Origin of the sequence: Bacillus sp. WP8, from assembly GCF_000800825.1 — a bacterium.
GTDB classification, from domain to species: domain Bacteria; phylum Bacillota; class Bacilli; order Bacillales; family Bacillaceae; genus Bacillus; species Bacillus safensis.
This window is the reverse complement of sequence record NZ_CP010075.1, coordinates 1,942,258-1,968,034: the sequence shown is the minus strand read 5'-3', so window position 1 is coordinate 1,968,034 and position 25,777 is coordinate 1,942,258. Positions and strand designations below refer to the sequence as shown.

36 protein-coding genes are annotated in these 25,777 nt (G+C 40.3%); 24 read left to right on the top strand and 12 right to left on the bottom strand.

Annotation, left to right across the window (positions count from 1 at the left end; all coding sequences use genetic code 11):
* The first annotated feature begins 7 nt into the window (after nucleotides 1-7).
* The 6 genes from QR42_RS09710 to ypmT all read left to right on the top strand — a co-directional run bounded on the left by QR42_RS09710 (nucleotide 8) and on the right by ypmT (nucleotide 3,533).
* Nucleotides 8-259, top strand: a complete 252-nt coding sequence (locus tag QR42_RS09710) for a YpmP family protein (protein WP_024422728.1) — start codon at nucleotides 8-10, stop codon at nucleotides 257-259.
* Between the two features lie 187 nt (nucleotides 260-446).
* Complete coding sequence (locus QR42_RS09705; RefSeq protein WP_039179369.1) at nucleotides 447-1,289, top strand: DegV family protein; 843 nt, start codon at nucleotides 447-449, stop codon at nucleotides 1,287-1,289.
* A 23-nt stretch (nucleotides 1,290-1,312) separates the two neighbouring features.
* Nucleotides 1,313-1,903, top strand: a complete 591-nt coding sequence (locus QR42_RS09700) for an SCO family protein (protein WP_039179366.1) — start codon at nucleotides 1,313-1,315, stop codon at nucleotides 1,901-1,903.
* A 69-nt stretch (nucleotides 1,904-1,972) separates the two neighbouring features.
* Entirely contained in the window at nucleotides 1,973-2,734 is a 762-nt protein-coding gene (locus tag QR42_RS09695; RefSeq protein WP_039183166.1) for an SGNH/GDSL hydrolase family protein, read from the top strand.
* Between the two features lie 10 nt (nucleotides 2,735-2,744).
* Nucleotides 2,745-3,311, top strand: a complete 567-nt coding sequence (locus QR42_RS09690) for a YpmS family protein (RefSeq protein WP_024422724.1) — start codon at nucleotides 2,745-2,747, stop codon at nucleotides 3,309-3,311.
* 24 nt (nucleotides 3,312-3,335) lie between these two features.
* Nucleotides 3,336-3,533 carry a protein YpmT gene (gene ypmT, locus QR42_RS09685; protein WP_024422723.1) on the top strand — a complete coding sequence of 66 codons (198 nt, stop codon included), beginning with the start codon at nucleotides 3,336-3,338 and terminating at the stop codon, nucleotides 3,531-3,533.
* 32 nt (nucleotides 3,534-3,565) lie between these two features.
* On the opposite strand, the gene QR42_RS09680 is transcribed toward ypmT, so the two are convergent.
* The 3 genes from QR42_RS09680 to QR42_RS09670 form a co-directional block, all read right to left on the bottom strand.
* A complete protein-coding gene (locus QR42_RS09680; RefSeq protein ID WP_039183163.1) occupies nucleotides 3,566-4,231 on the bottom strand; it encodes a DUF4397 domain-containing protein in 666 nt (221 codons plus the stop codon).
* A 120-nt stretch (nucleotides 4,232-4,351) separates the two neighbouring features.
* Nucleotides 4,352-4,612 carry a hypothetical protein gene (locus QR42_RS09675; protein ID WP_024422721.1) on the bottom strand — a complete coding sequence of 87 codons (261 nt, stop codon included), beginning with the start codon at nucleotides 4,610-4,612 and terminating at the stop codon, nucleotides 4,352-4,354.
* 54 nt (nucleotides 4,613-4,666) lie between these two features.
* Nucleotides 4,667-5,098: a MarR family transcriptional regulator gene (locus tag QR42_RS09670; protein WP_007500780.1), complete on the bottom strand. Its 432-nt coding sequence runs from the start codon at nucleotides 5,096-5,098 to the stop codon at nucleotides 4,667-4,669.
* A gap of 137 nt (nucleotides 5,099-5,235) precedes the next feature.
* On the opposite strand from QR42_RS09670, the gene msrA reads away from it, so the two are divergent.
* Both msrA and msrB read left to right on the top strand, forming a co-directional pair.
* Nucleotides 5,236-5,769, top strand: a complete 534-nt coding sequence (gene msrA / locus QR42_RS09665) for a peptide-methionine (S)-S-oxide reductase MsrA (RefSeq protein WP_024422720.1) — start codon at nucleotides 5,236-5,238, stop codon at nucleotides 5,767-5,769.
* Nucleotides 5,769-6,200, top strand: coding sequence for a peptide-methionine (R)-S-oxide reductase MsrB (gene msrB, locus QR42_RS09660; protein WP_024422719.1), 432 nt, complete (start codon nucleotides 5,769-5,771; stop codon nucleotides 6,198-6,200). The genes msrA and msrB overlap by 1 nt, the downstream gene beginning before the upstream one ends.
* A 51-nt stretch (nucleotides 6,201-6,251) precedes the next feature.
* Here msrB and QR42_RS09655 read toward each other — a convergent pair whose 3' ends face one another.
* Nucleotides 6,252-7,280, bottom strand: coding sequence for an SDR family NAD(P)-dependent oxidoreductase (locus QR42_RS09655; RefSeq protein ID WP_039179363.1), 1,029 nt, complete (start codon nucleotides 7,278-7,280; stop codon nucleotides 6,252-6,254).
* Nucleotides 7,281-7,531: 251 nt separating this feature from the next.
* Here QR42_RS09655 and QR42_RS09650 point away from each other — a divergent pair, with 251 nt between their 5' ends.
* Nucleotides 7,532-8,254 (top strand): acylneuraminate cytidylyltransferase family protein, encoded by a 723-nt coding sequence (locus QR42_RS09650; protein ID WP_039179360.1) that lies wholly within the window; start codon nucleotides 7,532-7,534, stop codon nucleotides 8,252-8,254.
* Nucleotides 8,255-8,283: 29 nt separating this feature from the next.
* Here QR42_RS09650 and QR42_RS09645 read toward each other — a convergent pair whose 3' ends face one another.
* Together QR42_RS09645 and QR42_RS09640 are read right to left on the bottom strand one after the other, a co-directional pair.
* Nucleotides 8,284-9,246: a CgeB family protein gene (locus tag QR42_RS09645; protein WP_039179357.1), complete on the bottom strand. Its 963-nt coding sequence runs from the start codon at nucleotides 9,244-9,246 to the stop codon at nucleotides 8,284-8,286.
* A 15-nt stretch (nucleotides 9,247-9,261) separates the two neighbouring features.
* The gene (locus QR42_RS09640; protein WP_039179354.1) at nucleotides 9,262-9,663 is read right to left on the bottom strand and encodes a hypothetical protein; all 402 of its coding nucleotides are present in this window, start codon (nucleotides 9,661-9,663) and stop codon (nucleotides 9,262-9,264) included.
* A 207-nt stretch (nucleotides 9,664-9,870) separates the two neighbouring features.
* On the opposite strand from QR42_RS09640, the gene cgeC reads away from it, so the two are divergent.
* The 8 genes from cgeC to QR42_RS09600 all read left to right on the top strand — a co-directional run bounded on the left by cgeC (nucleotide 9,871) and on the right by QR42_RS09600 (nucleotide 15,957).
* Nucleotides 9,871-10,191: a spore maturation protein CgeC gene (gene cgeC, locus QR42_RS09635; RefSeq protein WP_039179351.1), complete on the top strand. Its 321-nt coding sequence runs from the start codon at nucleotides 9,871-9,873 to the stop codon at nucleotides 10,189-10,191.
* 17 nt (nucleotides 10,192-10,208) lie between these two features.
* The gene (locus tag QR42_RS09630; RefSeq protein ID WP_039179349.1) at nucleotides 10,209-11,504 is read left to right on the top strand and encodes a glycosyltransferase family 2 protein; all 1,296 of its coding nucleotides are present in this window, start codon (nucleotides 10,209-10,211) and stop codon (nucleotides 11,502-11,504) included.
* A 5-nt stretch (nucleotides 11,505-11,509) separates the two neighbouring features.
* Entirely contained in the window at nucleotides 11,510-11,689 is a 180-nt protein-coding gene (locus QR42_RS19335) for a hypothetical protein (protein WP_039179346.1), read from the top strand.
* Nucleotides 11,650-13,026, top strand: coding sequence for a sigma-54 interaction domain-containing protein (locus tag QR42_RS09620; RefSeq protein WP_039179345.1), 1,377 nt, complete (start codon nucleotides 11,650-11,652; stop codon nucleotides 13,024-13,026). The genes QR42_RS19335 and QR42_RS09620 overlap by 40 nt, the downstream gene beginning before the upstream one ends.
* Nucleotides 13,027-13,143: 117 nt before the next feature.
* The gene (ablA, locus tag QR42_RS09615) at nucleotides 13,144-14,544 is read left to right on the top strand and encodes a lysine 2,3-aminomutase (protein ID WP_039179342.1); all 1,401 of its coding nucleotides are present in this window, start codon (nucleotides 13,144-13,146) and stop codon (nucleotides 14,542-14,544) included.
* Between the two features lie 2 nt (nucleotides 14,545-14,546).
* Entirely contained in the window at nucleotides 14,547-14,828 is a 282-nt protein-coding gene (locus tag QR42_RS09610; RefSeq protein WP_039179340.1) for a YokU family protein, read from the top strand.
* A 79-nt stretch (nucleotides 14,829-14,907) separates the two neighbouring features.
* Nucleotides 14,908-15,132, top strand: a complete 225-nt coding sequence (locus QR42_RS09605) for a YozE family protein (protein ID WP_024422709.1) — start codon at nucleotides 14,908-14,910, stop codon at nucleotides 15,130-15,132.
* Nucleotides 15,133-15,276: 144 nt separating this feature from the next.
* Complete coding sequence (locus QR42_RS09600) at nucleotides 15,277-15,957, top strand: hypothetical protein (protein ID WP_039179337.1); 681 nt, start codon at nucleotides 15,277-15,279, stop codon at nucleotides 15,955-15,957.
* On the opposite strand, the gene QR42_RS19720 is transcribed toward QR42_RS09600, so the two are convergent.
* Nucleotides 15,954-16,088, bottom strand: a complete 135-nt coding sequence (locus QR42_RS19720; RefSeq protein ID WP_255290989.1) for a hypothetical protein — start codon at nucleotides 16,086-16,088, stop codon at nucleotides 15,954-15,956. The genes QR42_RS09600 and QR42_RS19720 overlap by 4 nt on opposite strands.
* A 119-nt stretch (nucleotides 16,089-16,207) precedes the next feature.
* On the opposite strand from QR42_RS19720, the gene QR42_RS19005 reads away from it, so the two are divergent.
* From QR42_RS19005 to QR42_RS09580, 5 genes are all read left to right on the top strand, one after another.
* Entirely contained in the window at nucleotides 16,208-16,378 is a 171-nt protein-coding gene (locus tag QR42_RS19005) for a YozD family protein (RefSeq protein ID WP_064497481.1), read from the top strand.
* A gap of 50 nt (nucleotides 16,379-16,428) precedes the next feature.
* A complete protein-coding gene (locus QR42_RS09595; protein ID WP_039179335.1) occupies nucleotides 16,429-17,037 on the top strand; it encodes a phosphatase PAP2 family protein in 609 nt (202 codons plus the stop codon).
* A gap of 54 nt (nucleotides 17,038-17,091) precedes the next feature.
* Nucleotides 17,092-17,409 carry a hypothetical protein gene (locus QR42_RS09590; RefSeq protein WP_039179333.1) on the top strand — a complete coding sequence of 106 codons (318 nt, stop codon included), beginning with the start codon at nucleotides 17,092-17,094 and terminating at the stop codon, nucleotides 17,407-17,409.
* Nucleotides 17,410-17,521: 112 nt separating this feature from the next.
* Nucleotides 17,522-18,217: a purine-nucleoside phosphorylase gene (gene deoD, locus QR42_RS09585; protein WP_012010274.1), complete on the top strand. Its 696-nt coding sequence runs from the start codon at nucleotides 17,522-17,524 to the stop codon at nucleotides 18,215-18,217.
* 68 nt (nucleotides 18,218-18,285) lie between these two features.
* On the top strand, nucleotides 18,286-19,116 hold the full coding sequence (locus tag QR42_RS09580) for a M15 family metallopeptidase (protein ID WP_039179330.1): 831 nt from the start codon (nucleotides 18,286-18,288) through the stop codon (nucleotides 19,114-19,116).
* 50 nt (nucleotides 19,117-19,166) lie between these two features.
* Here the strand turns inward: QR42_RS09580 and QR42_RS09575 are convergent, their stop codons facing one another.
* Nucleotides 19,167-19,418: a hypothetical protein gene (locus QR42_RS09575; RefSeq protein WP_024422704.1), complete on the bottom strand. Its 252-nt coding sequence runs from the start codon at nucleotides 19,416-19,418 to the stop codon at nucleotides 19,167-19,169.
* A 92-nt stretch (nucleotides 19,419-19,510) separates the two neighbouring features.
* Nucleotides 19,511-20,209, bottom strand: a complete 699-nt coding sequence (locus QR42_RS09570) for a class I SAM-dependent methyltransferase (protein ID WP_039179329.1) — start codon at nucleotides 20,207-20,209, stop codon at nucleotides 19,511-19,513.
* Nucleotides 20,210-20,359: 150 nt separating this feature from the next.
* Between QR42_RS09570 and QR42_RS09565 the strand changes: the two genes are divergently transcribed.
* Together QR42_RS09565 and QR42_RS09560 are read left to right on the top strand one after the other, a co-directional pair.
* A complete protein-coding gene (locus tag QR42_RS09565) occupies nucleotides 20,360-21,745 on the top strand; it encodes a S41 family peptidase (protein ID WP_039179325.1) in 1,386 nt (461 codons plus the stop codon).
* A gap of 356 nt (nucleotides 21,746-22,101) precedes the next feature.
* On the top strand, nucleotides 22,102-23,016 hold the full coding sequence (locus QR42_RS09560) for a class I SAM-dependent methyltransferase (protein WP_039179323.1): 915 nt from the start codon (nucleotides 22,102-22,104) through the stop codon (nucleotides 23,014-23,016).
* A gap of 95 nt (nucleotides 23,017-23,111) precedes the next feature.
* Here QR42_RS09560 and QR42_RS09555 read toward each other — a convergent pair whose 3' ends face one another.
* From QR42_RS09555 to QR42_RS09545, 3 genes are all read right to left on the bottom strand, one after another.
* Nucleotides 23,112-24,599, bottom strand: a complete 1,488-nt coding sequence (locus QR42_RS09555) for a sodium:solute symporter family protein (protein ID WP_039179321.1) — start codon at nucleotides 24,597-24,599, stop codon at nucleotides 23,112-23,114.
* Nucleotides 24,599-24,802, bottom strand: coding sequence for a DUF3311 domain-containing protein (locus QR42_RS09550; RefSeq protein WP_024422700.1), 204 nt, complete (start codon nucleotides 24,800-24,802; stop codon nucleotides 24,599-24,601). Before QR42_RS09550 ends, QR42_RS09555 begins: the two co-directional genes overlap by 1 nt.
* 237 nt (nucleotides 24,803-25,039) lie before the next feature.
* Complete coding sequence (locus QR42_RS09545; protein ID WP_039179319.1) at nucleotides 25,040-25,657, bottom strand: nitroreductase family protein; 618 nt, start codon at nucleotides 25,655-25,657, stop codon at nucleotides 25,040-25,042.
* Nucleotides 25,658-25,777 lie beyond the last annotated feature (120 nt).

Below are 25,777 nucleotides of genomic sequence, written 5' to 3'. Positions count from 1 at the left end.
ATCGTTTGTGCTGCTCAAAACAATATGTTTTAGACGGATGGATGGAGCTCAGATCAAGGTAACAGAAGTCCCTGTTCTAAAGGGAGATGAGACGTATCGTTTCATGCTCACCTTTAGACTTGAAGCTTTCTTGAAAAAAGTCTATGTATCTAAAGGAAAGAGAGCTGTGTACTCTTTCAGAGAGGATGTGAAACGTAACGTCAAGTGGAGCACATATGAACAGATCTATCAGGAGCCTACATTGAAACACAATGCGTAAGCAGAAATCTTTGTCAAAAGGGGGAAGCAGCCATTTTGAAATGGCTGCTGCTCAGTTTGGCAAGGATTTTTTTCGTGACAAGAAGAAAATGTGACAATTTCAAAAACGTTAGGTCAGTTGTTTTCAAGTGTGCAGGAAATAAGGTAATATCATAAGTAAAGACTAAGACAGCAAGGATGAGACGATAGTGAAACAAATTAAAATTGTAACAGATTCAACTGTGGACCTTCCGCAAGAAAAAATCAATGATCTTTCCATTCACGTGATTCCGCTCAATATCTCCATTTCTGGAGTTGATTATATTGACCGAGTGAATATACAGCCAGATGAATTTATTGAAAAAATGGAGGCCGCTGAGGAACTGCCGAAAACGTCTCAACCTGCGATCGGTCAATTCGTCGAATTATATGAAAAGCTGACGGCAGATGGAAGCGAAGTGATCAGTATCCATTTAACTGGTGGAATGAGTGGTACTGTTCAAACTGCTGAAAGCGCTTCGAAAATGGTAGATGGAAATATCACGGTGATTGATTCGAATTTTATTTCCTATGGATTAGGATTTCAAGTCATCAAAGCAGCAGAACTAGCCAAAAAGGGTGCAAGCCGTGAAGACATTATCACAGAATTAGATAAAATCCGTCTTCAAACAAAGCTATATGTCACAATTGATACATTAGAAAATCTCGTCAAAGGCGGCAGAATTGGAAGAGGAAAGGCGCTGATCGGCTCCCTACTTCACATCAAACCAATTGCGAGCTTAACAGACGGGGTATATACGCCAGAAGCGAATGTGAGAAGCTATTCTGCGCTTGTCCGTCATCTGACAAAACAGTATGTACAGGCGGTGAAGGGAAAAACAGTTCAAGCCATTGGGATCGCACATGCAGATGCATTAGAACTCGCTGAAAAGCTAAAAAAAGCGCTGCTTGATCATACACCTGAAGTACTGATTGACATCGCCTACACAACACCGATTATTTCGTGTCATACCGGAAAGGGCGCAATAGGCTTTACTTTTTATACCGATTGATGGAAAAAGGGGATGGACATATCATGGATAGAAAAAGGGGAGCCTCACTTGGTGCGCTTATGATCATAAGCGTGCTTCTTTTAGTCTCATGTTCAAATGGACAAATCAAAGATGCGTTAAATTATCAAATAGAGCCGTTTGAGTTTGAAAACCAAGATGGTCAAAAGGTGTCATTGGAAGATTTGAAGGGGAAAGTATGGGTAGCAGATTTTATTTTCACAAGCTGTGAAACGATCTGTCCGCCGATGACCGCTCATATGACAGAGCTGCAAAAACGGTTAAAAGAAGAAAAATTGGATGCGCATATCATTTCCTTTAGTGTGGACCCAGAGGTCGATTCACCGAAAAAGCTAAAAGAATTTGCAAAAGCCTATCCATTGTCCTTTAAAAATTGGGATTTTCTCACGGGATATTCACAGTCAGAAATCGAAAAATTCGCAATGAAGAGCTTTAAGACCATTGTCAAAAAACCTGAAGATGAAGACCAAGTGATTCATCAGTCCCTGTTTTTCCTTGTTAATCAAGAAGGGAAAGTGATGAAAAATTATGATGGCGTGCAAAACACACCTTATGATGACATCATCAAGGACATCAAAACGCTGAACCGAAGCTAGCATAAGGATGTTCAAATGGGCGAAAACATGATACACTTTTTTAATCAGAAAAAGGAGGGACATCATCGTTTGAAGGCTCGTTTGATTTTGATTGTGATGTCTCTAGCATTTGTTCTTTCTGCATGTTCTGCGCAAGAGGCTGGCATAAAGGATAAACTAGAAGACACACAAAACGTAAAAGAACATATTACCATCGCAGCGGTTGGAGATTCCTTAACAGAAGGAATCGGAGATCAAGATAAAAAAGGCTATGCAGGCATGACCCGTGACAAGATAGAAGCGGTGGACGGCGTGCAATCTGTCACATTAAAAAACTATGCCATTAAAGGCAGTAGAACAGTAGATTTGTTAAAAAGATTAAAAGAAAAAAAGGTGCAGGACGGACTGAAAGACGCTGATTATATTTTCTTTACAATCGGCGGGAATGATCTCATGCATGTTGTCCGTCAAAATGTGCTTAATTTGACGTTTGCTCCTTTTAAAAAAGAGCAGGGTCCTTTTGAGGAGCGCTTTAAAACCATTCTTGCTCAACTGAGAGAACAGAATGCTCATGCGAAAATCATGTATGTCAGCATGTACAATCCTTTTAAATTCAGTTTGTCTGAGCTGCGAGATATTGATGAAGTCGTTCAAGACTGGAATGCCGCTGCCAAAAAGGAACTCAAAAAAGACGGCAATGCGGATATGGTCAATGTAGCAGATTTATTTGAAGAAGGTTCTGATGAAAAATTACTGGCAGAAGATGATTTCCACCCAAACCAAAAGGGGTACTCTCTTATGGCAAATCGTTTATTCTCCGAAGTGAAAAAAGAAGGACTGCCGAAGGAATAGGGTGAAACAGATGAAAAAATGGAAAAGCTTATTTTTTATTTTACTTGCAATCAATCTATTGATTGTGATTGGCTGCGGTATTTTGATGCTGCTGCCAGGCGGTCAATCCGCTTCAACCAAAGAAGTGAAAAGCGAATATGCTTTTAATATATCCAGCTCAAAGGAATCACTCACCAGCTTTGTGAATGATTATTTGAAAAATCAAGGATCAAATGATATGCCAGACTTTCATGTAGCAATCGATCAAGATGTGAAAGTAACAGGCGCAATTAAAGCTTTCTCTTCAACGATTGATGCAAACGTCTCATTTACGCCAACTGTTGAAGATAATGGTGATGTGCTTTTGAAAGTGGATGACTTTTCAATTGGACAATTGAGCATTCCGATTAGTTTTGTTTTAAGCTACATGGGTCAGTTCTATGAGCTGCCAGAGTTCGTTCATGTAAAACCGGATCAAAAAACGGTTGAAGTGCGTCTTTCAGAAATGCCGCTGACGAATGATATGTATGTGAAAGCGAACAAAATTGATCTACAGAACGATGAAATTGAATTTTCATATTATCATCCAAAGCAATAGAACGTGTGAGTCAGGAGTGTTATCATGAAGCGAGTCTATCAATATTTTAGTTTACTGTCGTTTTTATTTGCTGCGTACTTCGGCATAACAGCTGCCAATGCTTTAAAAGCAGAAAATATCGATCAGTTTTACTTAAATATTGCCTACTGTGCATTATTTCTTGGCACAATGATTCTTGCTTTTGATTTTCAAAAGCAAGAAAAAGCTGAAGATGTCTCGTAAGGAGCCTTTTCCATTTTAGGAAAGGCTCTTTTTTATAGTTGCCGAGACAAGACCACCTTTGCCATAAGTTCAGGATCTCCGTTAGCAAAACCATGAAGCAGAATCAGGTATGCACGCTTTGTTTGCAGATGAACTTTTGGGATATCAAGCAGTACACTTTGAGTGCCCGCGGCTTTCAATTCAAAATGATATTTGTTCGGGGAGAAATGATGAATGTGGGTGCTGTTTACATAATCAAGTTCTTTCGATAGGATCCCTTGGTCTCGTTCATATATATCTATAGAAGGAAGGTCCGGAGACAGCTGTACAAAAGCAAGTGCTGACAGGTCTTCTTGTTTGATCAAAGTGTCCTGCTGCTCAGTCAGCAGTGCAAAGCCTGCACGGGCACCTGTGATACATAATGTGTAGACCTCGCCGCTCTTAAATCGAATGCGGGAATGAAGAATTCTCTCATTTGTAGCCAGTTTGAACACTTCTATTTCATACATTCCCTCATCCCACTCCATATAAGCGGTCAAATGGCTGTAAGGCATTGGTTTCATTACCTGCTTCCGGTTCACATAAACAGCGAGCTCACTTAGATCTGGTGCAGCGTGAAATAATCGAATAAAGGCTTTTGATGAAGGGCTGCTTTGAAGATGCTCGTAGGTGTCAGCGAATGGCCGATTTGGAAAGTCATGATAAAAGAGCTGCTGCATGTCATCAATCCCTTCTTTCTCATACAATGGTGTTTTTTGTAGCGTATGCATGAAAAAGGCGATCTGTATAGGCAAAAGAAGCATAGAAAAAAGCCTGACGTATTCCGTCAGACCGGCATGTTAAGAAGGAGAAGAATATTGATGATATTCAGCTAGTTTAATGAACGTTTTTTCATCCTCAATTAAACCACAAACGCCGCACTGGACTTTCATTTGAGGACCTTGATAACTCAAGTGAAAAGGAGACAACTGTTCTCCTTCGTATCTTTCGACAACTGCTCCTGTTGCTGGATCTAGCTTGACAGGTTCTGAAAGCTGCTCAATGAGATTAAAGCGCGTTCTGTTTGTTTTACAGTTTGGACAAAGATAAGGGCTTGTCATGGTTCATTCCACCTCTTTTTATCCGTAGCATGTCCTGAACGCTAAAATCTATGCTTAATCCTTTTGACTTTTATCCAGCTTTTTAAATAATTTGATCATTGTTTTTAGTTCTTCGTCATCAAATGATTCAAATCGCTCCATAAAGTATTCCGTTTTCTTTTTCTCAAAATGCTCAGTAATTTCCTTACCCTTATCGGTTAAGTGGATTTTGATGATGCGGCGGTCCTCTTTTGAGCGGATACGGGTGATCCAGCCTTTTTCTACGAGTGTGTCAGTCACAGCGGTAATATGACTTGCTGACACTCCGAGAATGGAAGCGAATTCCGTTACTTTTTTTGCACCTTGCTCACGCAGCAGATTTAAAATAAGAAATTCATTCCGAGATAATTCGTTTTCGAGCAGGCTGTTAATTTCATAACGGATCTGCTTAAATACGGTTCTCAGTAAAGTGTCCATTTCGTACATCATTTGTTTTCTTTGTTCCAATCATTAAACCCCCATTATATTTTAAAGATACGACGTCATGCTTTCTTTTATTTTGGTATACAAGTCGTATCATTTTCATTATTTTTTATCATGTTATAATATGATGATACCATTTTTTAAATGAAGGGGGCACTAATATGTCTGAAAAACAAGAATTAGCCACATTTGCAGGAGGCTGCTTCTGGTGTATGGTTAAACCTTTTGATGAACAGCCGGGCATTATCAAAGTTGAATCAGGGTATACTGGCGGACATACAGTGAATCCGACCTATGAGGAAGTATGTACAAATACAACGGGACATAGAGAAGCGGTTCAAATTACGTTTGATCCTGACGTGTTCCCATATGAGAAGCTGCTAGAGCTGTATTGGCAGCAAATAGACCCAACAGACGATGGCGGGCAATTTGGCGATAGAGGGGAATCTTACCGTACAGGTATTTATGTTCATCATGACGAGCAGCGAAAGCTAGCTGAAGCATCGAAAGAGCAGCTGAGCCAAAGCGGGATTTTCAAAAAGCCAATCGTTACAGAAATTTTAGACGCAGGTCCTTTTTATCCAGCAGAGGAATATCATCAGCATTATTATAAGAAAAACAAAATGCACTACGAACGATATCATGTCGGTTCGGGCAGAGCCGGTTTTATTGAGTCCCATTGGAGTGATAAATAATGGCAAATGAAAAAGAAAAGCGTATAAAAGAATTAAATCGCATGCAGTACGAAGTCACGCAAAATAATGGCACAGAGCCGCCATTTCAAAATGAATTTTGGGATCATAAAGAAGAAGGTATCTATGTGGATATCATTTCAGGAAAGCCGCTTTTTTCTTCTTTAGATAAGTTTGATGCCCACTGCGGATGGCCAAGTTTTACAAAACCGCTTGAAGAGGAAGAAGTAGCAGAGAAGGTTGATACGAGTCATGGAATGGTGCGGACAGAGGTTCGCAGTAAAACAGCTGATTCTCATCTAGGTCATGTTTTTCCTGATGGACCAGGGCCAAACGGTCTTCGGTATTGTATTAACTCAGCCGCTTTAAAGTTTATCCCAAAGGATGATCTTGAAAAAGAAGGCTACGGGGATTTGAAACATCTATTTGATTGATCCATTTAAAAATCGTCACATGGAAAGCAGCTGCTTCCGTGTGACGATTTTTTATTTTTTATGATGTGTATGATGTAATTGTTCGATGATGTGGAACAGCTTTTCTTTTGTAATGAGCGGTGCTTCTTTTGAGGTGTAATTCGTTAAGTCGACTTTTTGAAAGGCAGGGTGCAAATGTGGTCTCGGTAAAATGGCATAAAATTGTTCATGTTCAAACAGTGCATCTGCTTCGTGCGGAAATGTGAGCTCCTCGTGAAGCTTTTCGCCAGGTCTTTTTCCGACTACAAGAATATCCGGAGATTTAGCATTGATTTGAGCGGCATATTCATGAAACGCTTTTAGGAGATCGGCAAGCTGTAAGGACTCCATCTTGAGAATGAAGGTTTCGCCGCCTTTCATCATGATTGCTGCTTGAAGTGTGAGGGAAACAGCCTCTTCAATGGACATAAAAAAACGTGTCATATGAGGATCAGTCACGGTCAAAGGTTTTTCATTTAATAGCTGCTGGAGCATGATCGGAATAACGGAACCTCTAGATCCAAGCACATTGCCAAAGCGTACAGAGCAAAACCTCGTTTTTTGATTCGGAATACTTTCGTTTGCTTGGAAAAATAGTTTTTCTGAAATCAATTTTGTTGCACCCATGGCATTTGTTGGAGAAACCGCTTTGTCAGTTGAAATGTTGACGACATGACTCACTTCATGTTCGAGAGCGGCTTCAATGACGTGCTGCCCGCCGATGATATTCGTTTGAACAGCTTCGAACGGATTATCTTCACAAGTGGGTACTTGTTTTAAGGCCGCTGCATGAAAAATGATATCCACACCTTTGACGAGCTGTCTCACGCGGCTTGCATCACGGACATCTCCTAAAGCGAATACGACCTCTGGATGATCTGCGTACTCATTTTTCATCATGTATTGTTTGCTATCATCTTTACTGAAGACGATTACCTTTTTTGGAGAGCAGCTTGTTAATTTATTCACGATTTGCCGGCCGATGGATCCTGTACCGCCTGTAACTAATATCGTTTTGTCACGAAAAAAGGTCTTCAAAGTCGTTTCTATCTGATTGGACATATCTAATCCCCCAACTCTCATTTCTCTACTTTGCATCATATGTGAAAGAGCGGCATTCGTTTGAGGAAAAGAACCACTTCATGTATAAATTAGGTGAACAAATTATAACCATATGCTTGCCGTCTTAATAGAATATGGAGAGATAAGAGATTAACTAGAAAAACGAGAGACCTGAATACTTCAGTACTGCGATCAGCTCGGTCAGAGAAGAAAATGGTAAGGGAGCTGTGCGCGAGGGGAGAAGAGAAGACATGTATAGGGGAAATCGTATTTTAGCCATGATACCTGCATTTAGAAGTACCGACGGCCAGCATGATGAACATATACGCATATTGGCAGAGCGGCCGCTTATCTATTGGACCATTCAGCCGCTTTTGCAAATGATTGAGTTAGATGAAGTCATCGTCTCCTCAGAGGATGTCAATACGCAAATCATTTCATCTCACTACGGAGCAAATGTGATTGAACTGCCAAGTACACATGTAACAGAACAAACGCCGTCGCTGTTAGCTGTGAAGCATGCGCTTGCTTATTTAGAGCGGGAGGGGAAAACCTTTGATATTGTGCTATTTCTGCAGCCATCGTCTCCTCTAAGACAGTCGGCAGATATCGAGAAGTGCTTGCAGCTTTTAGTGGAGGGAGGATATGATTGCACCGCATCTTTTACAGAGGCGTTAGAAAACCCAAATGAAACTTGGACACTGCATGAAAACAATGAAGCTACTTTATATAAGGACAATCATTACTTTTTCATGCCAAAGCATGAGCAGCCATATACGTATGGCCGGCTAAATGGTGCGGTATATGCTTTTCATGCTCATTATGCCAAAGAATGCATTCATTCCTTTTTAGAAGGATCTGTCGGAGCATATATGATGGATCACACGAGGTCGCTTGTGGTGAAACAGGAGGCGGACCGGAAAAAGGCCGAGAACGTCTTATTGGCTCGCCGAGATGCGGAAGATCACGCATAAGCTGGCATTCAATAAGAAAAAGCGCCCAGTTATAGGGCGCTTTTTACGATTTCATAAAGCCTTTGCGGCATCGTATCAAATGTATTCCAGCGAACGGCTTGCTCGTAGTTGTTCAGTGCGGCTGCCTTTCTTTCACCTGCATTTGATCCATAGTATTCCACCTGTTTGATCAAATCGTCCTCATCTTTGTAAAAAGCAAAGCTTGAAAAAGCAGGCGGCGGATGTAGATCCGTCAATTGAAAACTTCCAGTTGCAGCAATGTCAAATGCTCTGTTATTGAGGCTCATATTTTGAATCATGGCTTTATTTTTGTTATATACAAATTGAGACGGCCTATGCGGATTCAGGACAATCACTGTCTGCTGATAGATGTCCGCCATTTGCTGAGGACTCAGCCAATTCGTTATAAGGGTGAAATCACGATAATGTCTGCGTGATTTATTTAAGTGACGGTGCCATTCCTTACCTGCAACGAGAATACGCCATTTGTTTTGCTTTAAGAGTGTATCGATGGCTTTGATTCGGTTGGGATAAGGGTAGCCAATGAGTGCAATGTCAAACGTGCACATCTCATCTGGCGATTCATTTTTCTGAAAGACACGTGTATTTGTCGGAATGGGAAAGTAGTGTGTATTTTCGGCGCCTAATTGTTTGTAAAATGGCAAAATCCCTTCATCAATCGTTAAGATAAGCTGAGCATCACGTGCGCAAGCAGCTGATATATCAGTATAAAAAGGATCTTCTGTCATCCAAAGAACAATCGGAATTTTTTCTTGTTTGAATTGATGAAGTACATCTTTTGGAACATGATCACCGATCATCATCAAAACAAAATCCGGAGAAAATGTCCGGATTTTGTGCATGTTAGTGGGTAGAGATTCTCTATCAATCTTTACACATGAAAAGGGGGAATCAATGAAGCTTTCTTCTACCCATTGATCAAACATGTGATAGATTCCGCCGTAGCCAGAACTGATATAAAGAAGCTTCATGATGACCCTCTCACATTAAGATGTGAATGTAACACTTTCAACTTTATCTACATCTAAAAGAGTCGTTGCTGAGCCGGTAGGTGTGACAGAGCTTTCTTGTGTAACAAATACAACACCTGTTGAAGCATCGAATGATACAAATTGAACTGGCCCAATTAAATCTCCTGAGTCAGTGACAATACTAATGACTGTTCCTGGTGCGAGTCTTGCAAAGATCCATCTTGCTGGCTGAGATACATCGAGTGTTGTAGCAGAATCTGAAGGTGATGCCTCAGCTGCCACTTCACTTAATAAATCGTTCAATTTCTCTTCCACTTGAACTCCTCCTTCTTCGAGATTAGCTGTTAATGCATGAGTAATTGGTTTGAAAAACACTTTCAATAGTTCTTTTTTTAATTCAGCACGCTTTTCGCTCATTTTTTCCCCATCCTTTCTTCATCAATTCAAACTCACCCCTATGTATATGCCGTTCATTTTTTTTGGCATAAGCAGAACGCTGATTCCTGATTCTTTTTTTCAATTAATCACTTCACACATTTTTAAAAATGTTTTCAAATGCTGAGGCTAAATGAAGTGGCGCTCATACTCTAGTAAAGATTAAATGTGAAGAGAGAGGGATTATGAATGGAATTTGAACAATTATTAGATGGTTGGAACGAAGAATTACTAGAGTCGGAAGGAGTGCTTGAAGTCATCTTGATTTTACTTCTTCTTCGCCTTTTAGAAGATAGTGAGGAAGAGAATGTGTCAGACATCAAAGAATTACTTCGTCCATGGCTTGAGCTTGGCATTCCAGTGCCGCGTGTTCATTTGGTCAATGGAGATGTACTTCAAAACGTGGTTGTCGTGCAATTGTTTGATACGGTCGCGGTCTTTAAAAACGCGACAAATCAGCTAAGAGTGAGTGTTCCTTTTGTGAACATTGTCAGCTGGGGGGCATTTTAAACTAATCAAAAAGGATAATGATCATGAAAGTATCGGTGATTTTAACAAGCTACAATAAACCAGATTTCATTGATCGTGTGCTAAAGAGTATGGTAGAACAAACGTATCCGCATTGGGAGCTTTTGATTATGGATGATGGCTCAGAACAGGGCACCATTCAAAAGATCCAGCCCTATTTAAGTGATGAGCGCATTCAGCTGTATTCGCACACGGTTCATCCGGCAAAACGGCTGTTAACCGCACGATATGCGACGCTTATTAATGAAGCATTAACCCGTATAACAGGTGAGCTCATTTGTTATTTAACCGATGATACCGTGTACCATAAAGATCGTTTGCTTAAAATGGTAGATGTTTTTCGGTCGAAGCCTCATATAGATATTGTGTATTCTTCGCAGCGGGTTGTGCATGTGAATCAGCATTTAGTGGAAACGATGAGTTTTGTTCGAGAAGCAAATCAAATCTTAGAGCATGCGTCCTTTCAAGTGGACCATTGTTCGGTCATGCACAGAAGCCGCTTGCTTCCACTGATTTATGAAAAATACGGACAATATTGGGATGATGAGCCAAAGCACTGGCATCATGCAGATTCTGTTTTTTGGATGAGGCTGAATCATTTCGCTTCGTTTTTTCCATTAAAAGCTGTACTGGATACAACGTATAAAACGCCCCATTCCTTTCATCATCAGTTTTCGAGTATGCCGTATGATTTAATTGACGGAACGATCATTGAAAAAGAAGGGGATTATTATCAAATCGCAGACGGGAAACTTCATGGAATTGAAAAGCGCTGGATCAATGAAAAGAACAGGCGTGCGATCCGTGTTCCGCTATTATGTGAGATGAAATATGAAATAAAAGAGAAGCTATCAGTACCCAATTATACAGTCGTCACCGCAGATCAGGGGAAAACGTTCTTTTATATTGAAAAACAGAAAAAAAGAAGGTTTGCTTCAAAACGTGACGTGCAATATTTTCAGTTTCACCCAAAGGAGATCTATACGATTTCAAATGACCAGCTTCAGTCATTTGAGGATGGCGATATCATCAAAGTTTCTCCTGTATTCAGTCCGCCAAACAGGCGGCTGTTTAAATGGAAACAAGATGTTTATTTACTTGTGCATCATGCCTTTTGCCGTATTGATCCTGAGGTGGTGAAGCGGTTTGCTTTTTATCATCAGCCGATTAAGCTGTACCCGTCCCAATTTACGTTATTTCAGGAAGGAAAGTCGATTGTTCCGCTGTATAGGGAATCGCTGCAAGAATTCGATATGTCTCTTTATCAGACATCCGGGCGAAAGCACTCCTCATAAGAGGGGTGCTTTTTAAAATTTTTGCAGGAAGTAGAAAGGAAAAAGCGAAACATGAAAAAGACAGGGAACCATTTAGAAATGATCAAGCCGCTGAAAACTCGGCAATTGATGCCGGTTTTTTGGCACTGAAAGTGAGGGGGAAAGAATGGGGAAAGTTGTCGAAAGAGCAGATTGGTTTGAATTAATTTTAGAAGCCATCGATGAAGCCATTCACGTTGTAGATGATCAAGGGATGACGATTTTTTACAATCATAATGCCGCTAAGTTTGACTGTTTACAAAAAGAAGAGGTGATTGGCAAGTACATCCTTGATGTGTATCCCTCTTTAACTGAAAAAACAAGTACGCTTATGCATGTGTTGAGAACAGGAAAGCCCATTTATCATTCGCTGCAAACCTATTTGAATAAAAACGGAGAAAAAATTGAAACAGTGAACACGACATTGCCTATTATTGAAGATAACGAGTTAATAGGTGCGGTCGAAGTCGCAAAAGATGTATCCAAGCTGTCAGCCCTTTCCAATCGTTTAGATCAAAAAAAGCGAACATATGACGTGGCTGGGGTAGAACAAATGCATGATTTTGCTTCATTTTTAACAAATGATCCGCTTTTAAAAGAAATGCTTGAAAGGGCAAAAAAAGCAGCTGCTTATCCGTCATCAGTTGTTGTCTACGGAGAAACTGGGACAGGAAAAGAAGTGCTTGTTCAAGCCATTGTCCATGAATCTGACCGAAAAAACCAAGTGTTTATTCCGCAAAACTGCGCAGCACTCCCAGAAACATTACTTGAAAGTCTATTGTTTGGATCTGTCAAAGGGAGCTATACGGGCGCAATTGATCGCAAGGGACTTTTCGAATTAGCTGATGGGGGCACGCTTTTTCTTGATGAGCTCCAAGCGATGCCGCTCACGCTTCAGACGAAATTATTACGTGTGTTAGAGGATGGCGTTGTCCGCCGCATCGGTGATGCAAAGTCCATTCAAGTGGATGTTCGGCTCATTACTGCGCTCAATATGGACCCATTTGAAGCAGTGAAAAAGCAAATTTTAAGAGAAGATTTATTTTATAGACTGCATGTGTCATCTTTTCATATTCCGCCGCTTCGTGAGAGAAAGCAAGATATCACGCTGCTATCCCGCCACTTCATTCAAACCTATCATCAGCAGTTTTCAAAAAACGTCACACGCCTTTCTGAAGAAACGGAACGATTGTTTATGGCGCACCACTGGCCTGGGAATGTTAGAGAATTAAAACATACGATAGAGCATGCCGTGTTGATGATGCCAAAGGAAGCGGAAGAGATCACCCCTCTATACCTTCCGGCTCATTTACGTGAGCAAAAGCTGGAAAGGAAAACATCTGAACCCTCCTTAAAAAATCAAGTGTCTTCATTTGAACAAACATTGATTCAAGAAGCTTTACATCAGCATAATGGGAATATTAAAAAAACCGCCGCCGCCTTAAAAATCCCTCGACAAACGCTGCAATATAAACTGAAGAAATATGCAGATGCCGAAATCTAGGCACAGCATCCAATTGAATATGACGGGTAAAGCTCCTTTTGTAAAGAATAGGGGCATTTTCCCATGTTGGCACATAACTTGCATAGTATAAAGTGAATGCTGATAGGGGGAATGGATATGAATCAGAAATTGTATGAACCGGCACGTCACTGGAAGGACATTGAGCTATGGAAGGATGTACCTGAGGAAAAGTGGAACGACTGGATTTGGCAGCTGACGCATACCGTGAAAACGCTTGAGGATTTAGAAAAAATCGTAAACTTAACAGAAGAGGAACGAGAAGGGGTGAAGATTTCCACCAAAACCATTCCACTCAACATTACACCCTACTATGCCTCACTGATGAATCCAGACGATCCAAGATGTCCAATACGTATGCAATCTGTGCCAATTGCAGAAGAGCTTCATAAAACAAAATATGATCTGGAAGACCCGCTGCATGAAGATGAGGACTCACCTGTCCCGGGGCTCACACACAGGTATCCAGATCGCGTGCTGTTTCTTGTGACAAATCAGTGCTCGATGTACTGCCGCTATTGTACGAGAAGACGTTTTTCCGGTCAGATTGGTATGGGTGTGCCGAAAAAGCAGTTAGATGCTGCCATTGGATATATTAGAGAAACACCTGAGGTGCGGGACGTGTTAATTTCTGGCGGAGATGGGCTGTTAATCAATGATCAAGTGCTTGAATACATTTTGAAAAACTTACGTGACATTCCGCACGTTGAGATCATTCGGATTGGAACCCGCGCGCCGGTTGTCTTTCCGCAGCGTATAACAGATGAGCTGTGCGAGATATTGAAAAAATATCACCCAGTTTGGCTGAATACTCACTTCAACACAAGTATTGAAATTACAAAAGAAGCAAAAGAAGCGTGCGAACGTCTTGTAAATGCTGGCGTGCCTGTAGGTAATCAGGCCGTCATTCTTGCAGGAATTAACGACAGTGTGCCGATTATGAAAAAGCTGATGCACGATCTCGTGATGATACGGGTCAGACCTTATTATATTTATCAGTGTGATTTATCTGAGGGGATTGGCCACTTTAGAACACCAGTATCAAAAGGTCTTGAAATCATCGAAGGCTTAAGAGGACATACGAGCGGCTACGCCGTGCCAAGCTTTGTTGTGGATGCACCAGGAGGCGGAGGAAAGATCGCCTTGCAGCCAAATTATTTATTATCGCAAAGTCCTGACAAAGTCGTCCTTCGTAACTTTGAAGGTGTCATCACCTCTTACCCTGAACCAGAGCATTACGTTGCAGGCCAGGCAGATGCGTATTTTAATGAAATTTATGAAGAGAAACAAGACCCGGCAATTGGTATTACTGCACTATTTCAGGATGAAGCGAAATCGTTTACGCCAGAGAATTTAAGCCGGATGAAACGAAGAGAAGCATATGAAACAAATCCTGAGCATGACACACTCAAAAACAAACGTGAAAAACGAGATGAATTAAAAGAGAAGAAATATCAAGCGCAGCTCAAAAAAGAACAAACCGTGAAGGAGGAGAAATAGCCTTGTTGACATGTGATTGGTGTGAGGAAAACAAAGCAAATGCTGAGCAGACAACAGTCTATTGGGAACTGATCACGGGCACACAATCAATTGAAATCATCGAAACGCCGTCCATCTCCTGCAAGCACTGCGGTATGACTTATCAAAAGGATGAGACGGTCAAAGAGATAGAAGATCAATTAATTTTAGTGGACCAGACAAAACTTCCAGAAAAAATCTCCTATGAAGAATTAATGAGCATGGAGCGGTTATTAAAGCGAAATTACTTTGATTTTTCTTCATAAGTTGTACCTCCGCCTATACAAGTCATCAAATTGCTGTATAATATAACAACAAAATAGTGTGTCGCGGAGGGAAAAACAGGTGAAGTCGTTTTACCATTATTTAATGAAGTTCAGACATCCAAAACCGAAAGATGAAATCAGCCATTTTGCAAATGCTGCGTATGAGGATCACAGCTTTCCTAAAGCTTCCACAGATTATCATGAGCTGTGTGCTTATTTAGAATTAAATGGTGATTATCTAAGCTCAATGACAACATTTGACGAAGCGTTTGAGCAATACGAAGTAGAAGTCAAAAAAAAATAACACACAACCGCTTGTTCCATATGGGAGAAGCGGTTTTTTTATAAGAAATAAAATGGCGTTTTGCATGGTGTGGTTGCCCATGCAGAATTCCTTGCGCCGGCATACGATACGTTAAGACCAAAAGTCGGGCAAGGGGGAGACAGAATGAAGGCGAAAGCACCAAAATATCAAGTAGGGGATATTGTCGTCGTTGTCATGTACGGCACAGTCGGAACGATTACAAAAGTCCATCAAATTGACCAGCACTATTTATATGAGGTCAATCATAATGAGGTGCTTTATTTTGAAACATCACTTCAGCTTTACGATGAGTATAGCGGGGTGATTGTCGATACAGAAAAGCTGGACATTGAATATGAGTTCCTCATTGGCGATGTTGTATATGTAAAAGATTACGGAAAAGAGCTATTTAAAATCATCGGTCATCGGACCGAAATTTGGCGCTACCTTGAAGATGGCTGGGAGGATGTCATTTACGAACTTACGAGGCTGAAAGACGGAGAGTGGCTGGAAACAGAAGAGGAGGATTTAACGCTTGTCCTAAGGAAATATGAGATGGATCAGTTTGTTCATCAGCTTCTTTTTGTGCATTACGTCGGAGAAACCTCAAAAGAGTTAGAAGAAGATATGGTTCAAACGGCTCTATTGCAGCTAGAAGAGAAACAAGAAAGCGAAGCTTCACTTGAATTTCTCGCTGTATCTATAGTGGATGAGCTTCTTGATATTTATAACGATTATAAAATTCTCTACGAATTTTTCAAAGATCCAGAATATAAGGATATGATGGATTTTATTTTGGAAAGTTTACACGAACATTTTGGTTAAAGAAAGACTTGTCCTAACACGAATAAAAAATAAGGCACACAGAAAAATGCAATCACATAAAACCATCCCCTCAAGATACGGCCCATCACCTGATCAAATGTTTCTCCATCTAATATGCTTAACCATTTCATTCTTTCAAGCCCCTTTTCTTTTTGTTTACTGCATTTATATGTATGGAATGAGCCATTATGACAAACTGTAATAAAAAACAGCCGGCGTTCATACATCATAAAAAAGGAGGCGGAATGCAATGAAAGAAGCAGATTTGGTGATTGATACAGAGGAAATTGCGGAGTTCTTCTACATGGAGCTGATCAAAAGAGGGTACATACCTGCTGAGCTTGAAACATTTGAGCTGGCTGACATTACATTTGAATATATGCTGAAAAAAGCAATGATAGTTGAAGAAGAGGCGTGGTAGGCACTATAATTTGAAGAGATTCTGAAGAGAGAGGGAGGGGAATCCTTCGCGTGTACATCCTATTTCTTTTCATTTTATTTGGCGCCATTGCTGCGCTCATGGTATCTGGGGCTTTTCAAGATTTGGACAACCAGATCATCTTATGGTTTGAAAGCATCAGACTCCCTTTTTTAAATGATGTCATGCTGGCTTTGACGGACCTTGGCATCAGCGCGCTGCTCGTTCCAATCATGCTCATTTTTAGTGTGGTATTGTTTATGTATAAGCGCTACTACTCTATCATGATGCTTTTTCTATTATATCTCACAGAAAAAACAATCAATCATGAATTAAAGGGGCTGTTTGCTAGAGAGCGTCCGGCCTTTGATCACCTTGTAAGTGAAACGTATTACAGCTTTCCGAGTGGACATTCGATGAATGCAGCCACCATCTATCCTTTTATGGCTTATCTATTAGTTGAGATGATTCCATGGCTGAAAGAAAGACAGAAAATCGTCTATTTGCTCACAGGGCTGGGTGTCCTAGTCATTGGCATCAGCCGGATGTATATTGGCGTGCATTATTTGACAGATGTCGCTGGAGGCTTTGCGATAGGGCTCGCTTTATTTCTCATTTGTAAAAAGATTGACGAAAGATTGCCTGTCATTCGACAAAAATAGAAGAAGGAAATTGACAGATCCCAGCCAATTTTATATAAAAGGGGAGGGATTTGAATGCAATTGACGTTGAGATTTTTTCAAAAGAAACCTTCAGCATTTCACTTAACCATTTATCAAACACCTGAATATGGCGCTGCAAGTGGGCATCAGCCTGTGTACCGGACAAAGATTGGCGGCAGAACACACCTTGATGTACTGGAAAAAGCATTCTCGACATTTAATGTACATGATACAGTCCCTAATGATTACAATGCGCGGTTTATCACAACTGGCGATATTGTTGTGATTGATGATAGGAAAAAGGGGAAGTGCTATTATCAGCTCTCTCCGGCAGGATGGAAACGCAGTGAACGACTAATGACGATAGGCTAAATAGATGATGAATGATGCCAGCTTGAGGTCCAGCTGGTATTTTCTTTTTTAAGCTCTATCGTTTATAATAAATAGGATAAAATACATAGTAAACGTAAGTGGAGGCTAAAAAATGAGTGTACATATTGGAGCAGAAAAAGGACAAATTGCAGAAACGGTATTGCTGCCAGGCGATCCGCTTCGTGCGAAATATATTGCAGATACATATTTAGAAGATGTTGAGTGCTATAACGAAGTGCGCGGAATGTATGGCTATACTGGAACCTATAAAGGAAAACGTGTTTCTGTACAGGGCACTGGGATGGGCGTACCATCTATTTCGATTTATGTGAATGAACTCATTCAAAGCTATGATGTTCAAAACTTAATCCGCGTTGGATCTTGCGGAGCTATAAAAAGGGATGTCAATGTACGTGACGTCATTTTAGCGCAGACATCATCAACAGATTCACAAATGAACCGTGTGGCATTTGGGCCGATTGATTATGCGCCATGCGCCGATTTTGGCCTGCTTAAGAAAGCATATGACACAGCGGAAGCAAAAAATGTCGCTGTACGTGTCGGAAATGTATTTACAGCAGACCAATTTTATAATGAAAAACCACTTGAGCTCATGGCTCAATATGGTATCCTAGCGATCGAAATGGAGACAACCGCTCTTTATTCTCTTGCAGCAAAATTTGATCGAAAAGCGTTATCCATTTTGACAGTGAGTGATCATGTTCTAACAGGAGAAGAAACAACGGCTGAAGAGCGTCAAACAACGTTTGATGAAATGATCTTAATTGCGCTAGACTCCGTTTTATAATAGTATAAAGGGTGTGCTACTATGTAGCGCATCTTTATTTTTTTAGAAGAGCAAAAGGAAGGTATGTCATGAAGAAAAGCTACAAAATACTCTCAATCGCATCGATTCTTGGTTTGACAGCCGCACTATCAGGCTGCCAGTTGCTGGATCAAAAAAGCGGTACATCTGAATCAAACAAAACAAACGAACAAAAAAACGCAGCAAGTTCATCTCCCCAGCACAACTCAAACGATACGGCAGATTCATCGAATCAAGAGCTGACGTTAAAGAGTGAATATTTCAATGACATCAAGGTTGTGAGCGGTCTGAAAACCATTCAAAATCCTGAAAATGTGCTAGCACTTGTTAACAAAGAATATGCATTACCAGGAACCTATAAACCTTCTGATCTCGTTGTGCCAAAAGTAGAATTCTCTTTTTCGGAAGATATTGAAAAGCGATATATTCGCAAAGAAGCAGCGGAAGCGCTTGAGAAGTTATTCAAAGGTGCAAAAAAGGAAAACTTCGAGCTTGCTGCAGTATCTGGCTATCGCTCCTATGACCGTCAAAAAGTCATTTTTGATAGTGAGGTCAAATTAAAAGGCAAAGAAAAAGCACAAGAAGCAGTCGCTTTACCAGGCGAAAGTGAACATCAAACAGGTCTTGCCATGGACATTTCCTCAAAAAGTGCCGGCTTTGAGATCTCTGAAAAGTTTGGTGAAACACCAGATGGCAAATGGGTGGCTAAAAACGCCTATAAATATGGCTTTATCATCCGTTATCCAAAAGGAAAAGAAGACATTACGAAATATGAATATGAGCCGTGGCATTTGCGCTATGTGGGAAAAGAAGCTGCTAAAGCGATGCATGATCACGATTTAACATTTGAAGAATACATGAACAAAGTAAAGAAAATCTAAACAAGTAAAAGGCCTCCCAGCTATTCGGGAGGCCTTCTCTTATTCTTCTTTTAAAAAAAGAACAATCCTGCTAGTGCGAAGCCGGTAATGAACCCGAGGCCGATGCCATACGCTGCACCCCAGCCATAATATCCGCCCCAATAGCCAAAGCCAAAGCCCCCGCGAGACCCGCCGACTGGACGAATATAAACTTTGCGGTTTGTCACACGCTCAATGCGTCCGACATGTACTCTGCCATTACGATCAGTGATTCTAGCGACTTTCCCCATGTGCTGCTGACAAAGCTTGTAGTAGCGCTCCATGTTTTTCCTCCTTATGACAAACTCTTTTCACTCTTATCCTATGCGAGAGACCTCATAGAGTTTGGACAAAACATATAGGGGATTCGCTCATTTTATACAGTGCATTCAAATAGAATGTGACTTAGCTGCTTGCGGTGTGCTTGAATGAGATCGTAGTGTGTTTGCAGCGTCTCGTAAAGAGAAGGCGGTATGTGTTCAGATAATTCCATTTCTGTTGGTTCCTCCTGCACCATATGTTCATCGAATGAGAGAATCTGAATGTCACGGAAGCCTGCTGCTGTTAACTGCTCCTTCCATTCTTCAAGCGACAAGAGCGAGTGAAAGCCGTAAAAATCTCGAACAACGGCCATCTCTTCACGTGTAAGAGGGGCTTTTAACACAGCTTCATTTGCAATCAATTGACTGCCAGGAGCAAGGACCCGTTTGATCTCAGCAAGTGCGACAGGCAGCTTGGTAAAGCTTAAAACAGATTCACTGATGAGTAGAGAGAACGCTTGATCTGGAAAGGGCAGCTGCTCAATGGATGCCTCTAAGGCGCGGGTTGGCAGTTCTTCCCGCTTGAATCGCAGGTTCGCCTTTTCAATCATCAATGGATGCGTATCAATGGCCTCCACCTGATAACCTATATTTCCTAAGTAGGCGGCCGTCTGTCCTGTACCGCATCCGGCATCCAGTATACGTGCATGAGGCGGCAGTTTTATATGCTCAATCATCGTTTTTGTTAACTCAATTCCGCCAGGATGGGCACCTGATACGCCAAAATAGGCAAGCATTTCTACATAATCACTCATATCATCCCTTCTTTCCTTATCCTGTTCCTCTCTAAAGATTATGCAATAAAGGAGCAAATGGCTTATCTTTTCAAGTAGAAGTTGATCCTTTGGTTGACGGATGAAGCATCGTCCTTGATAATAATGAAAGGAGATAAAGGTGGTGTTTTTTTGAAAAAACAAATGAAGTTCGTGGTAGCCATTCTGGTGACTGCTGCACTGTCCTCTGCGATTACATTTGTGATCACAAAACAAGGTGCTGTCAGCGTCTCTGGAGACGAGAAGTTTAGTAAACTCATGGCTGCGTATACGAAGGTAAAGGATGAGTATTACGAAAAAACGGATGATCAAAAACTAGTAGATGGTGCGATCCAAGGAATGATTGCATCACTTGATGATCCATACTCTACATATATGGATCAGGAGGAAGCCGAAGGATTTAACAACACCATTTCTTCATCATTTGAAGGAATTGGTGCACAAGTAGAAGAGAAGGATGGACAAATTTTAATTGTCGCGCCGATTAAAGGCTCTCCTGCTGAAAAAGCTGGTTTGAAACCTCATGATCATATTTTAAAAGTGGATGGAAAAAGCACCAAAGGCATGTCGGTCAATAAAGCAGTCTCTCTCATCAGAGGACAAAAAGGAACGGATGTCCAGCTGCATCTCAACCGTCAAGGAGTGGGCAATGTAGATGTGACCATCACAAGAGACACGATTCCGCTTGAAACAGTGTATGCCAAACTCACAAAAGACAAAATAGGAGAAATCCAGATTACGTCCTTTGCTGAAACTACATCGAAAGAGCTGGATAAAGCGATTGATGACCTCGAGAAAAAAGGGGCAAAAGGTTTTGTCATTGACCTAAGAGATAATCCAGGCGGCATTATGACAGAAGCTATTGAAATGAGCAATGACTTTATCGATAAAGGGAAAGTCATTATGCAGGTTGAAGAAAAAGGGAAGAAACAAGTGTACAAGGCTGAAAAAGAACGCAAAGTCCATCAGCCGGCAGTTGTTCTTGTAAATGGCGGCTCAGCCAGCGCTGCTGAAATCATGGCGGCGGCTCTGCACCAATCTTCAGGCATTCAAATTGTGGGTGAAAAGACGTTCGGCAAAGGAACTGTTCAAAATGCGCAAAACTATAATGACGGTTCTAGTGTCAAGTTAACCATTGCAAAATGGCTGACTCCAGACGGTTCTTGGATTCACAAAAAAGGAATCGAACCACAGGTCAAAGCAGCTCTTCCAAGTTATGCAAAGCTGCCGTACTTAAGCCCGAAAAAATCGTATGAGCTAAATGACAATGGAGATGAAGTCAAAGCGGCTCAAAAAATGTTCCAAGCGCTCGGCTACAAAGCAAAAGCAAACGGTGAATACGATCAAGCATTCCAGTCTATCGTCAAAAGCTTCCAAACAGACAACGATTTAAAGGCAGACGGTATTCTGACAGGAGATACAACGACCGTTCTGATGACAAAGATCCAAGATAAGTTAAAGAACAACGATACACAAATGAAAAAAGCCATTGAAGTCTTGAAAAAAGAAATGAAATAAAGAAAAAGCAGTCCTCATCAGGGGACTGCTTTAAGATTGTAGAAAAACCCCACCTTTATTTTAAGTGAAGTGGGGTTTTTTGATAAAAACATATAGAGTTTTAAGCTGAACACGGGTCTTTCCATGTCTAGTTTGCTTCCTTTTAAAATTCATGGCAATGAAAGTAAGTATACTTTCTTTTTTGATCCATGTAACGCTGTTAGGTGTTACTATTTGTATGGAAAAAGACTGTTTTAAACTTGACAAAAAAATGTGATTATGCTATAATTTACTTTCTTATTTTTAGAATATATAATAGGATTCTTCTGGCCAGGAGAATCCTATTTTTTTGTTCTAAAATAAAGGAGTGTGTTTGTATGAAGAAAGATGAGTCCAGTGTCACTTCGTTAATATCAGCTTTTGCTAGATCCTATCATAGTCAATTTGATACGCCTAAAATCTTTAATGATTATATAGCTAAAGAATTAATTTCTGAAAAAGAATTCAATGACATCAAAGAAAATATGGTTCAAGGCATACATTTCTTCAACAAAGATATCGCACAAAAATTCGAAGGAAATACAGAAGAAATATTAAAATGGATTACACAAGTCCAGCTGTCTCCAATAACCTTATCACGTGCTGCGTATTGCGAAAAAGTATTGCTTCAAGAGGTAGCGTTAGGATTAAGACAATATGTCATACTTGGCGCTGGATTAGATACTTTTAGCTTCCGACATTCAGAATTGGAAAATAGCTTAGAAATATTTGAAATTGATCATCCCACTACACAGGAATTTAAAAAGCAAAGATTGGACGAGGCTAACTTAAAAATCCCAAGTAATCTTCATTTTGTTTCTATGGACTTCACCAAAAATTTGTCCTATCAAAACCTAATAGGTCAAGGATTTGATAACAAAAAGACGTTCTTTAGTCTTCTGGGTGTTTCTTACTATTTAACGAAAGAGGAAGTTTCAAGCTTAATAGATTATTTATTCACCAAGGTTCCATCAGGGAGTTCAATCGTTTTTGATTATGCAGATGAAAAACTATTCGAAGAAAAAGGAACCTCTAATAGAGTTGAAAATATGGTGAAAATGGCTTCAATAGGCGGAGAACCGATGAAATCATGTTTTTCGTACTTTGAAATCGAAAAGGTGTTAGAGAAATCAGATTTACTCATTTATGAACATTTATCACCTGAAAAAATTAATAAACTGTATTTTAACAATAGAGAAGATTACCTATCAGCTTTTGAGACCATTCATTACATTCATGCCGTAAAAAAATAAAACTCCAGCATGTACATTGGAATTGTGTTAAACAAAAAATCTTGTAGACTTTGTCTACAAGATGAAAGCAGTCCTCATCAGGGGACTGCTTTTTCTTATCTTGTAATCGCTTCTGTTTTTTCATCATCCTTTTCAAATAGTTCATTCATGACAGAATTGGATGTGACCTTCTTTTGGAAGAATGGATTTAAAATCAAGATGACTACGACGTTTGCTAGTAAACCAAGAAAACCTTCATAAAGACCGAACGTGACTTGTGAGATATTCGCTGTAAAGGTGACGATGATTCCAATGACTAACCCAGCAATCGTTGCTTCTCTCGATTGTTTTTTCCAGAACAAGCTGATGGCAATAGCTGGGAAGATTTGAACCATTCCTGAAACACCAATGAGCTGAAGTGTGACAAGTGCAGTTGGGAACAGCATCCCGAATAAAAGAGCGAGCCCGATAACGATAAACACCATCGAACGTGTAATGATGGTCAATCTTTTAGGTGACACATTCGGATGAATTAAGTCACGGTATAAATTATTGGCAAATAAATTCGATGCGCCAATAGCCATGATGGAGCATGGAATGAGGGAAGCCAGTGCAATCGTTGAATAAGCGAGCCCCTGCATCACGCCGCCATATGATGTTTGAATTAAATGAAGAAGAGCAAATCTTGGATTTGTATCTTCTGGTAAGACTAAAAAGGCAATAAATCCAAGGAAGATGACCAAAATCAATACAATATTATAAAGAGGCAAAAACATGCTGTTTTTACGGATGGCATCTGCACTTTTGGCTGTAAAAACCCCAGTTGCCGCATGTGCCCACATAAACAAAGCAAGGGCAGAAACGCCTGAAGCAGTAATGAACCATAAAATGCCCTTAGGACCGCCTTCAGGGATCGTGAGAAGCTGAGGCGCTTCTTTGGCTAACGTGTTCATCATCGGTGTCCAGCCGTTAAAATGAATAATTGGCAGTGAAACCACCATAAACAGCATGATCACCCAAACGAGAATATCCTTAATAATGGCTGTATATGTAGGACCTTTAATACCACTGAAAAATGTATAAAGTGCGACTAAAATAAATGAAATGATAACAACTGCATTGACATTAATATAATTCGTTCCAGCGACAGTTAATGTATCTTGAATCCCGCTCAACTGAAGACAAATATAAGGAATCAGCATAAGTACCCCAACAATCGCAATCAAACTAGATAACAGCTTGCTGTCAAACCGCTCACGTGCATAATCGGCAAGTGTTGTAAGGTTGTGACTTTTCGCTACCGTCCATAGTTTCGGTAAAAAGAAATAAGCAATAAAATAAGCTAGGACTGAATACGGAATAGCGAAAAAAGCGACACTTCCAGCTGTATAAGCTGTACTTGTAAGCCCTAAAAAGGTATAAGCTGTATATAAGTCTGCGCCAACGAGGAACCAGACAAGCAGTCCGCCAAATTTTCTCCCGCCGACAGACCATTCTTCTACTGACTGTCTTGATGATTTGTCACGACCAGCGGCAAAACCGATGACCACGACGATGAAAATAATACTTGCAGTAATCAATAAAGCTGTTAAATTTCCTTGCATTAGTCAGTTCCTCCATTTGAATGTTGCATCTTATAAATGATAAATGTGCAAATTGGTGTGAGTACAATCCATAGTAAGAGCCAGAAGTGGAAAAAGGGCAGGCCGATGACAAATGGATGAATGCGGTTCGCAAATGGCAGCAATGCGAGTTGTCCAATGAATGGAATCGCGATAAGTAGTGCCAGCATCAATTTTTTGTTCATGATTTCCTCCTGAATATTTTGTAATTTCATAATAATAGCAGTTGTCAGATTAGATCACAAGACCATTTTCAGAAAAAACAATCATTTTGGTGAATATCATACTAATATAACGCTTTCATTCTTAAAAAGGAGAAAGAGTGAAGATGTAAAGAGGGAGAAGGGGAAAGAAAGTATGTAAAAATAATATTTGAAGCAAATAAAAAAGCCCCAGCATAAAAGCTGAGACCATGCCAATTTTTAAAGGAAATCAGATACTTCTTCGATGTTGAAACGATTGCTTTTATGAGCTTCTTTTGCTGCTTTACCAACAGAAATCAGCATCACTGGGTCGTAGCGGCCGCTTACATTGAATTCTTTGATGTATGCTTCTTTACTGAAGCCACCCATTGCACACGTATCATAGCCCATTGCTTTTGCCGCAATCATTAATTGCATAGCAGCTAATGAAGCATTTGAATACGCTGCTTCTCGTGCATATTGCTCACTTTGATATGCGCCATTGATTTGAGTCATCAATGTTTCTTTAATGTCTTCAGTAATAAAGCCTTGTTCAGCCAGCTCACTGTAGATTTTTTCGCCATTTTGGTTAGCTTCAAGGTCACCTAGAACTGCAATAACAGCTGATGCTTGTGATATTTGCTTTTGGTTGTACGCGATTGGAAGTAACTTCGCTTTTGCTTCAGCACTATGGAAAACAGTGAAGTGCCAATGTTGAAGGTTCCAAGCAGATGGTGCTTTTGTTGTGATTTCAAGAAGCTCTGTTAACTCTTCTTTTGTCATTTCATGAGTAGTATCATACTCTTTTACTGAAGCTCTTTGTTTTAAGATGTCAATCGTTTTTTGATCGGTCGCCATATGGATATTTCCTCCCGTTTTTGCAAATAGTATGGTACAATAACTAAAAAGTGAGAAACTTACTTATTGTAACTAGAGATATTTTAAATTGTACACCGTTAGTTTGTCAAACAATCATGA

Bases quoted from the DNA above. Each gene is read 5' to 3' on its own strand.
- QR42_RS09650 (WP_039179360.1), top strand. From the start codon at position 7,532: ATGTATAGGGGAAATCGTATTTTAGCCATGATACCTGCATTTAGAAGT.
- QR42_RS09545 (WP_039179319.1), bottom strand. From the start codon at position 25,657: ATGGCGACCGATCAAAAAACGATTGACATCTTAAAACAAAGAGCTTCA.
- msrB (WP_024422719.1), top strand. From the start codon at position 5,769: ATGGCAAATGAAAAAGAAAAGCGTATAAAAGAATTAAATCGCATGCAG.
- deoD (WP_012010274.1), top strand. From the start codon at position 17,522: ATGAGTGTACATATTGGAGCAGAAAAAGGACAAATTGCAGAAACGGTA.
- cgeC (WP_039179351.1), top strand. From the start codon at position 9,871: ATGGAATTTGAACAATTATTAGATGGTTGGAACGAAGAATTACTAGAG.
- QR42_RS09645 (WP_039179357.1), bottom strand. From the start codon at position 9,246: ATGAAGCTTCTTTATATCAGTTCTGGCTACGGCGGAATCTATCACATG.
- QR42_RS09550 (WP_024422700.1), bottom strand. From the start codon at position 24,802: ATGAACAAAAAATTGATGCTGGCACTACTTATCGCGATTCCATTCATT.
- QR42_RS09580 (WP_039179330.1), top strand. From the start codon at position 18,286: ATGAAGAAAAGCTACAAAATACTCTCAATCGCATCGATTCTTGGTTTG.
- QR42_RS09675 (WP_024422721.1), bottom strand. From the start codon at position 4,612: ATGACAAGCCCTTATCTTTGTCCAAACTGTAAAACAAACAGAACGCGC.
- QR42_RS09630 (WP_039179349.1), top strand. From the start codon at position 10,209: ATGATCATGAAAGTATCGGTGATTTTAACAAGCTACAATAAACCAGAT.
- QR42_RS09570 (WP_039179329.1), bottom strand. From the start codon at position 20,209: ATGAGTGATTATGTAGAAATGCTTGCCTATTTTGGCGTATCAGGTGCC.
- QR42_RS09600 (WP_039179337.1), top strand. From the start codon at position 15,277: ATGAAGGCGAAAGCACCAAAATATCAAGTAGGGGATATTGTCGTCGTT.
- QR42_RS09655 (WP_039179363.1), bottom strand. From the start codon at position 7,280: ATGTCCAATCAGATAGAAACGACTTTGAAGACCTTTTTTCGTGACAAA.
- QR42_RS19005 (WP_064497481.1), top strand. From the start codon at position 16,208: ATGAAAGAAGCAGATTTGGTGATTGATACAGAGGAAATTGCGGAGTTC.
- ablA (WP_039179342.1), top strand. From the start codon at position 13,144: ATGAATCAGAAATTGTATGAACCGGCACGTCACTGGAAGGACATTGAG.
- QR42_RS09680 (WP_039183163.1), bottom strand. From the start codon at position 4,231: ATGCAGCAGCTCTTTTATCATGACTTTCCAAATCGGCCATTCGCTGAC.
- QR42_RS09690 (WP_024422724.1), top strand. From the start codon at position 2,745: ATGAAAAAATGGAAAAGCTTATTTTTTATTTTACTTGCAATCAATCTA.
- QR42_RS09555 (WP_039179321.1), bottom strand. From the start codon at position 24,599: ATGCAAGGAAATTTAACAGCTTTATTGATTACTGCAAGTATTATTTTC.
- QR42_RS09620 (WP_039179345.1), top strand. From the start codon at position 11,650: ATGGGGAAAGTTGTCGAAAGAGCAGATTGGTTTGAATTAATTTTAGAA.
- msrA (WP_024422720.1), top strand. From the start codon at position 5,236: ATGTCTGAAAAACAAGAATTAGCCACATTTGCAGGAGGCTGCTTCTGG.
- QR42_RS19720 (WP_255290989.1), bottom strand. From the start codon at position 16,088: ATGAAATGGTTAAGCATATTAGATGGAGAAACATTTGATCAGGTGATG.
- QR42_RS09640 (WP_039179354.1), bottom strand. From the start codon at position 9,663: ATGAGCGAAAAGCGTGCTGAATTAAAAAAAGAACTATTGAAAGTGTTT.
- QR42_RS09575 (WP_024422704.1), bottom strand. From the start codon at position 19,418: ATGGAGCGCTACTACAAGCTTTGTCAGCAGCACATGGGGAAAGTCGCT.
- QR42_RS09560 (WP_039179323.1), top strand. From the start codon at position 22,102: ATGAAGAAAGATGAGTCCAGTGTCACTTCGTTAATATCAGCTTTTGCT.
- QR42_RS09700 (WP_039179366.1), top strand. From the start codon at position 1,313: ATGGATAGAAAAAGGGGAGCCTCACTTGGTGCGCTTATGATCATAAGC.
- QR42_RS09590 (WP_039179333.1), top strand. From the start codon at position 17,092: ATGCAATTGACGTTGAGATTTTTTCAAAAGAAACCTTCAGCATTTCAC.
- ypmT (WP_024422723.1), top strand. From the start codon at position 3,336: ATGAAGCGAGTCTATCAATATTTTAGTTTACTGTCGTTTTTATTTGCT.